The organism is Salinicola sp. NYA28a, assembly GCF_976982775.1.
Map to the genome: position 1 here is coordinate 1,314,311 of NZ_OZ334582.1, position 13,213 is coordinate 1,327,523.

Genomic DNA, 13,213 nt, shown 5'->3' on the forward strand with positions numbered 1-13,213 from the left:
TCTTTATGAACAGAGCTTGATGGACAAACCTTCCTTTTAGCATCGCCGGCGTGCCGGCGTCGATTGCCGATAAGTCGTGCCCGCCGTTGCCGTTGCCGTCGCCGTTGCCGTCAGCGCTTCGCCTCGAGCCGGCTCTGCAGCAGATTGAGGATCGCGCGCTCGTCCGGTCCGGTCAGCTCGTCGTCCTGTTCCAGTTCGGTTTCCACCAGCTTGCGGAAATGATCCAGCGTGCGTCCGTCGAGATAGCACTCCACGACACGCGGATCGATGTAGCTTGCCTTGGCGATGCTCGGCGTGTTGCCCAGCGTCCTGGCGACCCGCTCGACGGCCTGGCGAATGTTCTTCTGGCTGGCCTTGTCATTCTCGCCCGGGCCGACCTCTTCCAGCGCCAACGCGGCGATCGATGTGCCGGCCCAGGTACGAAAATCCTTGGCGCTGAAGCGTTCACCCATGACGTCGTGGACGTAGTCGTTGAGATCGTGACTGTCGACCCGGACTTTGTGCCCGTCGTCGTCGAAGTATTTGAAGATCTCGTAGCCGGGAATGTCGTCGAGCTCGGCGACGATCTTCGCCAGACGCTCGTCTTCCACCACGCGGTGCTGCTGCTGCCCGCTCTTGCCCTTGTAGTCGAAAATCAGCTCGTCACCGTCGATGGTCAGGTGTTTCGAACGCATGGTGGTCAGGCCGTAGGAGTGGTTCTCCTCACGATAGCGTTCGCTGCCGGGGCGAAAATAGGCGCCATCGATCAGTCGCACCATGCAGGCGAGCACTTTCTCCCGTGGCATGCCGTCGAGCGCGAGATGCTGGCCGGTCGTCCGGCGCATGGGCGTGAGACGCTGCGCGAATTCGATCATCCGATCGAACTTGAGTACCTCGCGCTTCTCGCGCCAATCGGCGTTGTAGATGTACTGCTTGCGACCGGCAGCGTCGCGACCGGTCGCATGGATATGGTGACGCTTGTCGAGCACGATCTCGACGTCACGCCAGGCCTTGTCGGTCATCGTCTTGCCGTTCTGCAGGCGATAGGTGAAGCCCTTGCCGCAGCGGTGACGGGTCGCCCGCCGGGGGGAGGTCGTGGTCATGGCAAGCTCCTTTTGCCGAAACCGGTCGATGTCGTTCGCCGTCAGTGGCGGAACAGGTTCGAGATCAGAATAGACCAGCCTCGGCAAAAGGGTCGCCGATGGCCCGTTTGACGTAGACTTGGCGTGATTCGGTTCGTGGACAGGAGGCGAGATGACAGGGCGGTTTCAATGGATGTGGCGACGGATGCATCGTTCGCTGTGGTATCGCGCGGCACTCTATTCGCTCGCGGGCGTCGTCACGGCGTTGATCGCCTGGATCGCCACGCCCTGGCTGGACGTACCTGCGGTGGTCAGCGTCGGGTCGAGTGCGGTGGACAGCATCCTCAATATCATTGCCTCGAGCATGCTGGCGGTGACGACCTTCTCGTTGAGCGCCATGGTCACTTCCTACGGTTCGGCGACCAGCAACGTCAGCCCGCGGGCGACGCTTTTGCTGATCGAGGACCGGGTCACGCAGAACACCCTGGCGACCTTCATCGGCGCCTTTCTGTTCAGTCTGGTCGGCATCGTCGCGCTGGCGGCCGGCATCTACGATGAAGACGGCCGTACGCTCCTGTTCGCCGCGACCCTCGTGGTCATCGTGCTGGTGGTCTACCAGCTCATCAAGTGGGCCGGCTATCTCACTCGCCTGGGACGGGTCCGCGACACCATCGGCAAGATAGAAACCGCTGCCCGTGGTGCTTTCGAGATGCGCATGGAAAACCCCTACCTGGGCGGCCAGGCGATGCCGGCAACGCTGCCACCGGATCTGGTGCCGGTGCGGGCGAGCAAGGTGGGTTACGTGCAGCACATCGATATGCCGCTGCTCGATTCGCTGGCGGAAGGCGCGGCGGATTCGATCTACGTCCAGGCGCTGCCGGGCACCTTCGTCGATACCCTGGCGGTGCTGGCCTTGACGCCAAGGCTGGACGACGAGCGTGCCGAGAAGATCATGAGCGCCTTTACCGTCGGGCCGGCGCGACGCTTCGAACAGGATCCGCGCTTCGGCGTCATCGTGCTGTCGGAGGTGGCTTCCCGCGCGCTCTCCCCGGGCATCAACGATCCCGGGACGGCCATCGACGTCATCGGCTGCGGGGTGAGAGTGTTCACCCCCTGGTTGCGGCACGCCGCCGGCAGCGTCGAGGAGAAGCCTCAGCCGGTGCGCCATGTCTACGTCGAGGCGCTCGATGGCGCTGATCTGTTCGACGACTTCTTCACTCCCATCGCCCGCGATGGCGCCAGCACGGTCGAGATCGGCATCCGGCTGCAGAAGGCGTTGAAGGCCCTGGCCGCGGTGGGCGACGACCGTATCAAGCGTATTGCCCGCGAACACATGATGCGGGTGATCAAGCGATTCGATCAGGGGCTTGTGCTGGAGGAGGATCGACAGCGCGTCAGAGAAATCGAGGCATCGGCGGCGCCGGCGCTGGGGCCTGACCGGTAAGCAGAATATATCGTCGGCATTTCGAGGGCGCGAAGGCGTCAATCTGTTCTGAAAACGACATCGAGCTATCTAATGACGTTGTGTCTGTCGCGGATGGATAAAAACGCATGCGTCCCGACTTCACAGGGCTTACAGTCGAAACGAGACCGAAAAGGCTTCAGGAAAGCCGCTCGAGATCTTCGTCATGGTCGCTCGCCGGCGTGCCTCGCCACGCACCGGGACCGACAGGCGCCAGGGAAACCGCAATAACAATAATCACCGATACATCCTTGGAGGAGACGTGAAATGGCAATCCATCCCCCTCGAGGCGCCGCTCCCGAAGGTGCCGTGCCGGAGCCACAGACACTCGGCTTCCTGTTGCTGGAAGATTTCACCCTGATCTCGCTGGCGTCGGCCATCGAGCCGCTGCGCATGGCCAATCAGCTTGCCGGCCGCGAGCTGTACCGCTGGTACGTGATGACCATGGACGGGGCGCCGGTGCGGGCGAGCGACGGTATGCAGGTCACGCCGGATGCCAGCGCTCACTCACCGTTGAGGCTCGACTGGCTGGTGGTCTGCGGGGGTGTCGCGCCACAGCGCTCGGTAACGCCGGCGCTGCTGACCTGGCTGCAGAGCCGCCAGCGCCAGCTACGACGGGTCGGTTCGGTGTGCACCGGTAGCTGGGCCCTGGCCCAGGCCGGCCTGCTGAACGGTTACGATGCCAGCATTCATTGGGAGTGCCTGGCCGCGATTCAGGAAGCGTACCCGCGCACGGCCTGGAGCACGCGATTGTTCTCGATCGATCGCGATCGCTTCACGGCCTCCGGCGGCACCGCGCCGCTGGACATGATGCTCAACCTGATCGGACGCGATCACGGTCGGGACCTGTCGGCGGCCATCTCCGAGATGTTCATCTACGAGCGGGTCCGTGGCGAGGAGGATCAGCAGCGGGTGCCACTCAAGCACGTGCTGGGCACCACGCAGCCGAAGCTTCTCGAGATCGTGGCGTTGATGGAGGCCAACATCGAGGAGCCGATCGAGCTCGACGAACTGGCCAGCTATGTCGATGTCTCCCGGCGTCAGCTGGAACGCCTGTTCCAGCGCCACCTACACTGTTCGCCATCGCGCTACTATCTCAAATTGCGGCTGACGCGGGCCCGGCAGCTGCTCAAGCAGACGCCGTTGCCGATCATCGAGATCGCCTCCGCCTGTGGCTTCGTTTCCACGCCGCATTTCTCGAAGTGCTACCGAGAGTTCTTCGGCACGCCACCGCGCGAGGATCGCGGCGAGACGCTGAAGATTCGGCGGTTGGAACCGGCGGTCATGCCGACGGGCGACGCATCACCGACGCCCTCCAGCAGCGCGAGTGTCGCGTTGAGCCATGCCCGGGGGGAGCCAACCTACGCCAGCGTCGCGCTAGGGTGACGGCCTCCTGGCATCTGTGACACGGCCGGCCCGGCGAATCCGCCGAGGTTATCTTGCCGGCCATGCCGGATACATCCGTGCTCGCCCTCCATCGGTCTTTTGCTGACTTGCCCACGCGATCCGCGGCATGGGCGGAATCGTTCTTCTCTCGTGTTTCTCTCCTCGCGCCTTCGCTCGTGACCGTGATATCGGGCGCACCTCGCGTGTGCCTGATGGTTACTGTGGCGCCCGACCTCGATCTTCAGCACGTCCCTCTTTCCGAGCCTTTTCCCAGCCGAACATGGCGTGATGTCTTCCTGACCGGCCGGCGACGATTCGGCGCGGGCGAGAAGCGTGCTCCTGTAAAGGATGAAAAAAAGTAACTATTCAGGTGGCTGCGGATGGCATGTCGCCAACCACCTGATTTTTTTGGCATAGTGTGCCTGATCCTTCGGCACGTCTATGCGGTGACATGACCATCAGCGATATCAACGTCGACGAGGCCCTGGAACGGGTCCGGCAGCAGCTCAAGGAAGACCACACGGTCTCGCCTTCCTTGCGTGCTGCCATCGACGTGCTGATGCTGCTGGTCAAGCTGATGGCCGACCGACTGGCCACCAGCAGCCGCAACAGCAGCAAGCCGCCGTCACAAGACCCCAACCGCCAACGCCGTTCCCGGGCCAAGGGCGAGCGTCGCCCTGGCGGGCAACCGGGTCACGAAGGCAAGACGCTGGCGCCGGTCACCGATCCCGACGAGATCGTGTCGTTGCGCGTCGATCGCCGCACCTTGCCCAAAGGGCGCACCTATCGCTCGGTCGGCATCGAAACGCGCCAGGTGCAAGACATCGTGATCCAGGCCGTCGTCACCGAGTATCGCGCCGAGGTGCTGGAGGACGATCTCGGGCGGCGCCATGTGGCGCCGTTTCCCGACGGCGTGACCCGCCCGATCCAGTATGGCCCACGTCTCAAGGCGCATGTCGTCTATCTCTCGCAGTATCAGTTGCTGCCCTATGCCCGCATCCAGGCGCTGCTGGCCTCACAGTGCGATCTATCGCTGAGCACCGGCACGCTGTTCGCCTTCAATCAAGAGGCCTATCAGCGCGCCGAGGCGTTTGCCGAGTGGGCGATCCCGGCGCTGAGGCAAGCCGCGACCGTGCATGCCGACGAGACCGGGATGCAGGTCGGCGGCAAGCGCTACTGGCTGCACAGCGCCTCGAATGACGCCCTGACCTACTTGGCGCCTCACGCCAAGCGAGGTCAGGAGGCCATGGATGCCATCGGCATCCTGCCCTATGTCCAGGGGGTGCTGGTGCATGATCACTGGAAGCCTTACTACCGCTACGCGGATTGCCGCCACGCACTTTGCAACGCCCATCACCTGCGTGAATTGACTGCGGCCTGGGAAAATGACCACCAAAAGTGGGCCAAGGCGCTGCATGATCTGCTGCTGGAGATGCATCAGGCCGTTGACGCTGCCGGTGGCACGCTCTCGCCCGAAGAGGCGCAACGCTGGCGAGTCCGCTATCGGCAGTGCCTGACAGAGGGTGAGACCGAGTGTCCGCCACCGATCCCACCACCACCGGGAAAGCGCGGTCGTGCCAAACGTACCAAGGCACGTAACCTGCTCGAACGTCTCCAGGCGTACGAGGACGACGTGCTGCGTTTCCTCGACGACCCCGCCGCGCCCTTCACCAATAACCAAGGGGAGCGTGACCTGCGGATGACCAAGGTCCAGCAGAAGATTTCAGGCTGTTTCCGCTCCTGGGAAGGTGCCGAGATCTTCTGCCGGATGCGCAGCTTCCTCTCGACGGCGGTCAAGCAGGGCCTGGCAGCGCACACCGCACTGGAACAGTTGTTTGCCGGTGAAGTGCCCGAATTCATGCGTCGGGACGGCCTGGATCAGGCAGCGTGACCTGAATAGTTACGAAAAAAATAGTCAAAATATATTAAGGAATGTAAATTTCCCCTGATTTTGGCCGTTCTTATGGGGGAGGGCGTCGACTCGATCCCGCCTCCCGTTTCTGCCAAGCCAGGCGTCTGGTAGCCAATCGCCGCCCGCGCATCGACCCGATGTCGTTCCCGATGACGGGATGCCTGCCACTGACGCCGCGGCCTGCCCCGGCGCAGGAGGGGTAGTCTCATGCAGAACCACGCAATGCAGCGACTGCTGGCGCCACCGAGCACGGCCGGGGGAGAGGAAGAGGGCTGGTTGACCAGCTATCTGGACGTGCTGACACTACTGCTGACCCTGTTTGTCCTGCTGCTGGCGATCATCCCCAGGGGGCAGGGAGACGACGCCACGGCAACCGAGGTTGCTGCCTCGGCGGCGAGTGCGGGCGCCGGTATTCAGCCGCGACACGAGGGGTTGAATCCCCGCTTCGCCAACCTCGATATCCCCGGCGTTCGCGTCATCCAGGGGCAGCAGGGTGTCACCCTGCGCATCGAGGACAACCTGCTCTTTCCTAGCGGGCGGTCGACACTGCTCGACCAGGGCCGAACGACGATCGCCAGCCTGATCGGCGAACTGAAGGCGTTCGACGGCGAGATTTCCGTCGAGGGACATACCGACAACGTGCCGATTTCGACGCCGCAGTTTCCATCCAACTGGGATCTGTCGGCAGCGCGGGCGATCGCCGTGGTGCGGTACCTGGTGGGGCAGGGCGTCGATGCTTCGCGCCTGCGCGCGATCGGCTATGGCGATACGCGTCCGGCGGCCAGTAACGCGACCTCGGCGGGGCGAGCTTCCAATCGCCGGGTTGATATTCTGCTGACCGCACCGACGCCGCCATGATCTTCGGGTATGGCTCGGCCAGGGCAGCGATAGAAAAATGGCGATAGAACGTTGGCGGTAGAACGATATCAATAGAACGTTGGCGATAGCACGATATCGATAGAAAACGGTGGCAATAGACCAGCAACAGGCGCTTCCCTCGCCTCGATGGGCGAGGTTTCCGGAGCGATTGCTCATTTGATCATTAAGCATGGTTATAGCGTGACGAGACATTCCCCAGAAGAGATGGCCCATGAACCCAGCATCGCGGAACTGGCCAGTGGCGGGCTGCTGACCTGTGACGTATCGGCAACCCTTGGCGATGCCATTCAGCGCATGCATGCCGCCAGGGCGAGCTGTGTATTGGTGACGCAGGACGATGATATCTGCGGCATCTGGAGCGAAGGCGACGTCCGCCGTCTCGACTTCTCCGATCCCGACCTGCTCGACGCGCCGATCGCGCAATCGATGAGCAGCCCGGTGGTACGTATCGCCCACGGTGCCGGCCTCGACGAAGCCGCCCTGCTGATGAAGCGGCGGTGCCTTCGCCGCCTGCTGGTGGAAGATGACGAGGGGCATCCGCTGGGCATCGTCACCCAGTCGGATATCGTGCTCGGCCAGCGCGTCGAGCATTACCTGACGATGCGCGACATCGGCTCGATCGTTTCCCATTCGCCGCTGGTACTGGCGGCTTCACTGCCCCTGGAACAGGCCGTGATCCGCATGCGTGAAGCGAACGCCGACGCGGCGGTGATCGACCACGGCAACGGTGCGCTGGGCATTTTCACCGAGCACGACATGGTGGCATGGCTGGCGGGCGGACGCATGAGCTGCTGCCTGGGCGAGGCAGGGAGTTCGACCCTGCTGGCCAGGCCGCAGGGCATGGCGCTGGCGCAGGCCCTGGAGCTGCTGCGAGAGCAGGCGTTTCGCCATCTCGGCGTGCTCGACGAGCAGGGCGAGTTGCGTGGCCTGCTATCGTTCGCCGACATCATGGCCGGTCTCGAATACGAAGTCGTGCTGCAACTCAAGGAGACACTGAAGGTGCGCGATCATGCGCTGCGTGCCTCCTCTGAGCATCTTCGCCTCGCCCAGCGGGTCATCAACGCCTCGATGGATGGCATCATGATGACCGACGCCCATGGTGTCATCCAGTCGGTCAATCCCAGTTTTACCGTACTGACCGGCTACAGCGCCGAGGAGGCTGTCGGCAATCGCCCCAGCATGCTGAGTTCCGGGCGCCAGACACCGGAATTCTACCGCAACATGTGGAGTACCCTGCTGGAGCAGGACTATTGGCAGGGCGAGATCTGGAACCGGCGCAAGAACGGCGACGTCTATCCCGAGTGGCTCACTATCACTGCGATTCGAGACGATGAGGGCCAGATTCTGCAGTTTGCTGCCATATTCAGCGATATTTCCGACCGCAAGCGCCGGGAGGCGCAGATTCACCGGCTGGCCTATTTCGATGACCTGACCGGTCTGGCCAATCGGCGGCTGTTTCTGGATCGTCTCGAGCAGGCGCGCGCCAACGCCCATCGCCACGGCCATCGCATGGCGGTGATGTTTCTCGATCTCGATCTGTTCAAGCGCATCAACGATACCCTGGGGCATCACGCGGGGGATCAGGTGCTATCCACCATCGCCAGGCGTCTCCAGGCCACGGTCGGCGAGGGTGAGTCGGTGGCACGACTCGGCGGTGACGAATTCACCATATTGATCCATGAGGTGGAAAGTCTCGACGGGCTCGAATCGCTGTCGGCAAGGTTGATCAAGAGCATCGGTCGTCCGTTCGAAGTGCTTGGCCATCTGCTCAACGTGTCGACCAGTATCGGCATCAGCGTCTACCCCGAAGACGGCCAGAACGGCGAAATGCTGCTCAAATACGCCGATACCGCGATGTACCGCGCCAAGGAAGCGGGCCGCAACCAGTGGTGCTTCTACCAATCGCACATGGGCCAGAACGACCATCAGGCACTGACGCTGGAACAGAGCCTGCGCCGGGCGCTCGACAACGATGCGCTAGAGGTGGTCTATCAGCCCCAGGCGGCGCTGGAAGACAAACGCCTGGTCGGCTTCGAGGCGTTGCTGCGCTGGAACGATCCCGAACTGGGTGTCGTGTCACCGCAGCAATTCATTCCGCTGGCCGAGAAGCTCGGCATGATCGATCGTATCGGTCGCTGGGTATTGGATCGCGTCTGTGCCCAGCTTCATGCCTGGCGACACCTGGCACGCGTGCCGGTAGCAGTCAACGTCTCGGCGCTGCAGCTCAGTGATCGGCGCTTCGTCGACGACGTCGAAAGGTGTCTGGCGCGTTATGCGCTGTCGCCGGAGCTGATCGAGCTGGAACTGACCGAGAGCGCCTTGCTGCCGAATTCCGAGACGACGCATCGAATGTTGCAGCGACTGCGGGACCGCGGCATTCGCCTGCTGATCGACGACTTCGGCACCGGTTATTCGTCGCTGGCCTATCTGCGCCAGTTGCCGATCAGTACACTCAAGATCGACGCCAGCTTCGTCCGGCAACTGCCTGACAGTTACAAAGATGGCGAGCTTGTCGGCGCGATCCTCGCCATGGCCAACGCGCTGGGGCTAGACGTGATCGCCGAAGGGGCGGAAACCGACGCCCAGGCCGATTTCCTGCGCGCGAAAGGTTGCAAGATCGTTCAGGGCTACTGGCTGTCGCGACCGCTGGCCGCGAATGCCGCCAGCGAATGGCTGGGTCGCCTTTCTACCGACGATGCCTCCCCATAGACGCCGCATCACGATATCGGCGATCGTGGCGCGCCATGACCACCGGCGCGGCCGTGCATGAAACGGCAACAGCTTCTGGGGCATGAAACGGCAACAGCCCTTGGGGATATGGTTCACATCAGTGAGCGCGCCACGATCACCACCACCCCGAAAGTCAGTACACCACCCACCACCGGCCAGCCGAGCGAGCGGGTTCGCCGCCAGATCGCCAGCGTCACTCCCAGTCCGATGACGGTCGCGAGCCAACCGGCGGCATCCGGCGTGCGCGGCACCAGTGATACGCCGAGTACCGCCGCGATCATCATCGGCCCCAGGATCACCAGCCACTTGGGCAAGGCGTCGACGGGGCCATCCGCCTCGCTGCGCGTCAGACGCTTCTGCATCCAGAGCAGGGGCAGGAGCCGGATCAGATAGGTGCCCAGTGCGGCCACGATCATGCCGATCCAGAGTTCGAGACTCATGATGGACGCCCCTCTCTAGTCGTCCCCTTGTCAGTCGTTCCCTTGTCCGTTCCGGCCGTTTCCGGCAGACGAATCATGTAGAAGCAGAGCGCACCGCAGGCTGCGGCCAGCGGGATGCCGATATTGGTCAACCCGACCAGCGTGCAGACGAGCGCCGCGGCGACGCTGACACTCAATGAGGCAGCCCAACGTTTCGAAGTGAATCGCGGCACGATCAACACCAGAAACAGTGCGGGCAGGGCGAAAGGCATGACTTCGCCGAGCAACGGCCAGCGGCTGGTCAACCATTCGCCGCCGACAGCGCCCAGCAGGGAACCGGCAATCCAGCTGAGCCAGGCCAGCATCGCGGCGCCGAAGAACCAGCCGACGCGCTGATGCTCCGGCAGCTGCGGCAGCCGGCTGTGGGCGAGGGCGAAGACCTGGTCGGTCAGGCCGTGCATCAGCCACGGCCACCAGCGGCTCTTGGGTAGCCAGGGCGCGATGTTGGGCGCGTAGACGACGTGGCGCACGTTGATCAGCAGCGTCATCGCCACGGTCAGCCATAGCGGCGAGCCGCTGGCGGCCATGCCGACGAACAGGAACTGCGAGGCGCCGGCATAGATCAGCGTCGAAATCGCCATCGTTTCGGCGGTGCTGAAACCGGCCTGGGTGGAGATCAGCCCGAACGAGATCGCCACCGGGATATAGCCGCCCAGCAGTGGAATCGCCTCACGGATGCCGATCAGCCAGCCACGGGGCCGGCGCGAGTGTTCGGTGTCAGCCATTCGATTCGTCTTCCCTGGCGTAAACGATAGTGACCAGCAGCGTCGCTGCGACGTCGCTGGTGCGATAGTCATGAGGGCGATCGGCACGGAAGGTGAAGAGCTCGCCGGCAGCGAGCTGGCGCTCCGCTCCCGTGGGGCCGGCGGCTATCCACCCTTCGATCACCTGGAGCGTTTCTCTCGTTCCGGCGGCGTGGCCCTCGGCGCGTCGGCAGGTGTGGGGCGCGCAGCGCATCAGGTAGACATCCACTGCCGGCTCATCATGACGCTGGTGATGACTCTGCTCGATCAAGCGCACGCTAACCCCATTCTCCTCCACCGGTGTCGCGACGGGCGCCACCAGGGTGCCGAACGGTACCCCGAGCCGCTTCGCCAGGCGCCACAGCGTGTCGATGGTCGGGTTGCCGGCCCCCTGCTCGAGGCGGGACAGGTTCGACTTGGCGATCTCCGCCTGGGCCGCCAACTGCGTCAACGACAGGCCTCGCGCCTGGCGCAGCGCCTGAAGATGTCGCCCTAGGGTTTCCAGTGAAATCTCGTCCATGGTCTTTTCGGTTCGCGTCGTTCTATATATCGAACGTTCTATATAAAGAACGGATCCGAGTCGGTCAATAGGGCTTTTGAGGGGGCAAGGACTGTCGCACAGGGGACAGTCGGCGTGACGCAATCGGAACACTCGGATTCGCTTTCGGTCGGCGGGTGGGTCGAGCGCGGGGATATGCTGCGCAGAACGGTCGCCCCGGCGCTTCATCACGACCTTCCAGCAACCAGCCGACTTGCCGGGGGCGCGCAACCGAAGAGGAACTTTCCATGCCGACGCCATCTCTCCACGACGACGCCATCATCATCGACGGCCTGATCATCGCCAAGTGGGACCGCGCCCTGTTCGAGGACATGCGCAAGGGTGGCCTGACCGCCGCCAACTGCACGGTGTCGGTGTGGGAGGATTTCGAATCCACCGTCGATAACATCGTCAGCGTCAACCGGCTGATGCGCGACAACGCCGAACTGGTACGACCGGTAACCACCACGCGGGATATCACCCGGGCCAAGGAAGAGGGCAAGACCGGCATCATCCTGGGTTTCCAGAATGCCTACGCCTTCGAGGACAAGCTGGGCTACATCGAGATATTCAAGAAGCTCGGTGTCGGCATTACTCAGCTCTGCTACAACACCCAGAACCTGGTCGGCACCGGCTGCTATGAACGCGATGGCGGGCTCTCCGGCTACGGCCGCGAAGTGATCGCCGAGATGAACCGGGTCGGCATGATGTGCGATCTCTCCCACGTCGGTTCCAGGACCTCCGAAGAGGTCATTCTCGAATCGAAAAAACCGGTCTGCTATTCCCACTGCCTGCCCACCGGGCTCAAGGAACATCCCCGCAACAAGTCCGACGCAGAGCTCAAGTTCATTGCCGATCACGGCGGTTTCGTTGGCGTCACCATGTTCACGCCATTTCTCAAGGCCGGCGTCAACGCCACGGTCGAGGACTACGTCGAAGCGATCGTCTACATCATGAACATCGTCGGCGAAGACGCAATCGGCATCGGCACCGACTTCACTCAGGGCCAGGACGAAGCCTTCTTCGAATGGCTGACACACGACAAGGGCTACGCCCGGCGCCTGACCCGCTTCGGCGAGATCATCAATCCCAAGGGCATCCGTACCATCGGCGAGTTCCCCAACCTCACCCAGGCGTTGCTGGATCACGGCCTTTCCGAACCGGTAGTGAGGAAGATCATGGGGGGGAATTGGGTCCGCATCTTGAAAGAGGTGTGGGGCGAATAGGGCGACAGAGCCGGCTGCGCGTCGCGAATACGGCGTTAAAGGCTGCCGGCCTCTGCTCATGGACAACCGCGTCCACTGCGCGAGCCCGGCAGCCTTTGCCTTGTCTTCGCTAGCTCGCTCGGCTCCGCGGTGTCTCGCGCACAATTCCGCTCGTAGCTCGTAGCTCGTAGCTCGTAGCTCGTAGCTCGTAGCTCGCAGCTCAAAGAACAAATTCAGAGGTAACCGATATGACTTTGATGGCCCCTGAACTGCCGATCAGCGTGGACAGCGAAACCGGTGTCTGGACCACCGATGCGCTGCCGATGCTTTATGTGCCGCGGCACTTCTTCATCAACAATCACGTGGCAATCGAACAGGCTCTGGGTGTCGAGACCTACGCGAAGATCCTCTACGACGCCGGCTACAAGTCGGCCTGGTACTGGTGCGAGAAGGAGGCCGAGCTGCACGGCCTCGAGGGCGTGGCGGTGTTCGAGCACTACATGAATCGACTGTCACAGCGCGGGTGGGGAAAGTTCGTCACCGAAGCGATCGATCTGGAGGCGGGGACGGCGAAGGTGCGCCTGGAACACTCCTGCTTCGTCTACCAGCTCGGCAAGACCGGCAAGCGCGAGGAGTACCTGTTCACCGGCTGGTTCGCCGGCGCCATGGACCAGATCCTGGCTGCGCGCGCCATCGATCTCCGCACCCGTGCCGAACAGACCCAGAGCGGCGCGGAAGCCGGCTGTGACGTGGGCTATTTCGAGGTCAGCGCCCTCTAGGCGCGACATCGTTTCTGATAACGAGACCCTGAATTCATG

General features: G+C 63.0%; 11 protein-coding genes. 7 read left to right on the top strand and 4 right to left on the bottom strand.

Annotated features, from left to right (window positions below; genetic code table 11):
* Window positions 1-110: 110 nt before the first annotated feature.
* Window positions 111-1,082, bottom strand: coding sequence for a DNA topoisomerase IB (locus tag ACWHY3_RS05965; protein ID WP_448127828.1), 972 nt, complete (start codon window positions 1,080-1,082; stop codon window positions 111-113).
* Window positions 1,083-1,233: 151 nt separating this feature from the next.
* Between ACWHY3_RS05965 and ACWHY3_RS05970 the strand changes: the two genes are divergently transcribed.
* From ACWHY3_RS05970 to ACWHY3_RS05990, 5 genes are all read left to right on the top strand, one after another.
* A complete protein-coding gene (locus ACWHY3_RS05970) occupies window positions 1,234-2,505 on the top strand; it encodes a DUF2254 domain-containing protein (protein WP_448127829.1) in 1,272 nt (423 codons plus the stop codon).
* Window positions 2,506-2,790: 285 nt separating this feature from the next.
* Complete coding sequence (gene gbdR, locus ACWHY3_RS05975) at window positions 2,791-3,909, top strand: choline metabolism transcriptional regulator GbdR (RefSeq protein ID WP_087718088.1); 1,119 nt, start codon at window positions 2,791-2,793, stop codon at window positions 3,907-3,909.
* A gap of 451 nt (window positions 3,910-4,360) precedes the next feature.
* Complete coding sequence (tnpC, locus tag ACWHY3_RS05980) at window positions 4,361-5,800, top strand: IS66 family transposase (protein ID WP_023004967.1); 1,440 nt, start codon at window positions 4,361-4,363, stop codon at window positions 5,798-5,800.
* A 228-nt stretch (window positions 5,801-6,028) separates the two neighbouring features.
* Window positions 6,029-6,679, top strand: coding sequence for an OmpA/MotB family protein (locus ACWHY3_RS05985; RefSeq protein ID WP_448127830.1), 651 nt, complete (start codon window positions 6,029-6,031; stop codon window positions 6,677-6,679).
* A 201-nt stretch (window positions 6,680-6,880) separates the two neighbouring features.
* The gene (locus tag ACWHY3_RS05990; protein WP_448127831.1) at window positions 6,881-9,409 is read left to right on the top strand and encodes an EAL domain-containing protein; all 2,529 of its coding nucleotides are present in this window, start codon (window positions 6,881-6,883) and stop codon (window positions 9,407-9,409) included.
* A gap of 113 nt (window positions 9,410-9,522) precedes the next feature.
* On the opposite strand, the gene ACWHY3_RS05995 is transcribed toward ACWHY3_RS05990, so the two are convergent.
* From ACWHY3_RS05995 to ACWHY3_RS06005, 3 genes are read right to left on the bottom strand one after another with little or no spacing between them, the layout of a single operon-like run.
* Window positions 9,523-9,870 (bottom strand): AzlD domain-containing protein, encoded by a 348-nt coding sequence (locus ACWHY3_RS05995; RefSeq protein ID WP_087718085.1) that lies wholly within the window; start codon window positions 9,868-9,870, stop codon window positions 9,523-9,525.
* Window positions 9,867-10,634, bottom strand: coding sequence for an AzlC family ABC transporter permease (locus ACWHY3_RS06000; RefSeq protein WP_332779816.1), 768 nt, complete (start codon window positions 10,632-10,634; stop codon window positions 9,867-9,869). The genes ACWHY3_RS05995 and ACWHY3_RS06000 overlap by 4 nt, the downstream gene beginning before the upstream one ends.
* Window positions 10,627-11,172 carry a helix-turn-helix domain-containing protein gene (locus ACWHY3_RS06005; protein ID WP_448127832.1) on the bottom strand — a complete coding sequence of 182 codons (546 nt, stop codon included), beginning with the start codon at window positions 11,170-11,172 and terminating at the stop codon, window positions 10,627-10,629. The genes ACWHY3_RS06000 and ACWHY3_RS06005 overlap by 8 nt, the downstream gene beginning before the upstream one ends.
* A 266-nt stretch (window positions 11,173-11,438) precedes the next feature.
* Here ACWHY3_RS06005 and ACWHY3_RS06010 point away from each other — a divergent pair, with 266 nt between their 5' ends.
* Window positions 11,439-12,416: a dipeptidase gene (locus tag ACWHY3_RS06010; protein ID WP_448127833.1), complete on the top strand. Its 978-nt coding sequence runs from the start codon at window positions 11,439-11,441 to the stop codon at window positions 12,414-12,416.
* A 227-nt stretch (window positions 12,417-12,643) separates the two neighbouring features.
* Window positions 12,644-13,174 carry a DUF5943 domain-containing protein gene (locus tag ACWHY3_RS06015; protein WP_448127834.1) on the top strand — a complete coding sequence of 177 codons (531 nt, stop codon included), beginning with the start codon at window positions 12,644-12,646 and terminating at the stop codon, window positions 13,172-13,174.
* The last annotated feature ends 39 nt before the right edge of the window (window positions 13,175-13,213 follow it).

Excerpts from the sequence above, each read along its gene's own strand:
- ACWHY3_RS05965 (WP_448127828.1), bottom strand. The coding sequence starts at position 1,082 with ATGACCACGACCTCCCCCCGGCGGGCGACCCGTCACCGCTGCGGCAAG.
- ACWHY3_RS05970 (WP_448127829.1), top strand. The coding sequence starts at position 1,234 with ATGACAGGGCGGTTTCAATGGATGTGGCGACGGATGCATCGTTCGCTG.
- gbdR (WP_087718088.1), top strand. The coding sequence starts at position 2,791 with ATGGCAATCCATCCCCCTCGAGGCGCCGCTCCCGAAGGTGCCGTGCCG.
- tnpC (WP_023004967.1), top strand. The coding sequence starts at position 4,361 with ATGACCATCAGCGATATCAACGTCGACGAGGCCCTGGAACGGGTCCGG.
- ACWHY3_RS05985 (WP_448127830.1), top strand. The coding sequence starts at position 6,029 with ATGCAGAACCACGCAATGCAGCGACTGCTGGCGCCACCGAGCACGGCC.
- ACWHY3_RS05995 (WP_087718085.1), bottom strand. The coding sequence starts at position 9,870 with ATGAGTCTCGAACTCTGGATCGGCATGATCGTGGCCGCACTGGGCACC.
- ACWHY3_RS06000 (WP_332779816.1), bottom strand. The coding sequence starts at position 10,634 with ATGGCTGACACCGAACACTCGCGCCGGCCCCGTGGCTGGCTGATCGGC.
- ACWHY3_RS06005 (WP_448127832.1), bottom strand. The coding sequence starts at position 11,172 with ATGGACGAGATTTCACTGGAAACCCTAGGGCGACATCTTCAGGCGCTG.
- ACWHY3_RS06010 (WP_448127833.1), top strand. The coding sequence starts at position 11,439 with ATGCCGACGCCATCTCTCCACGACGACGCCATCATCATCGACGGCCTG.
- ACWHY3_RS06015 (WP_448127834.1), top strand. The coding sequence starts at position 12,644 with ATGACTTTGATGGCCCCTGAACTGCCGATCAGCGTGGACAGCGAAACC.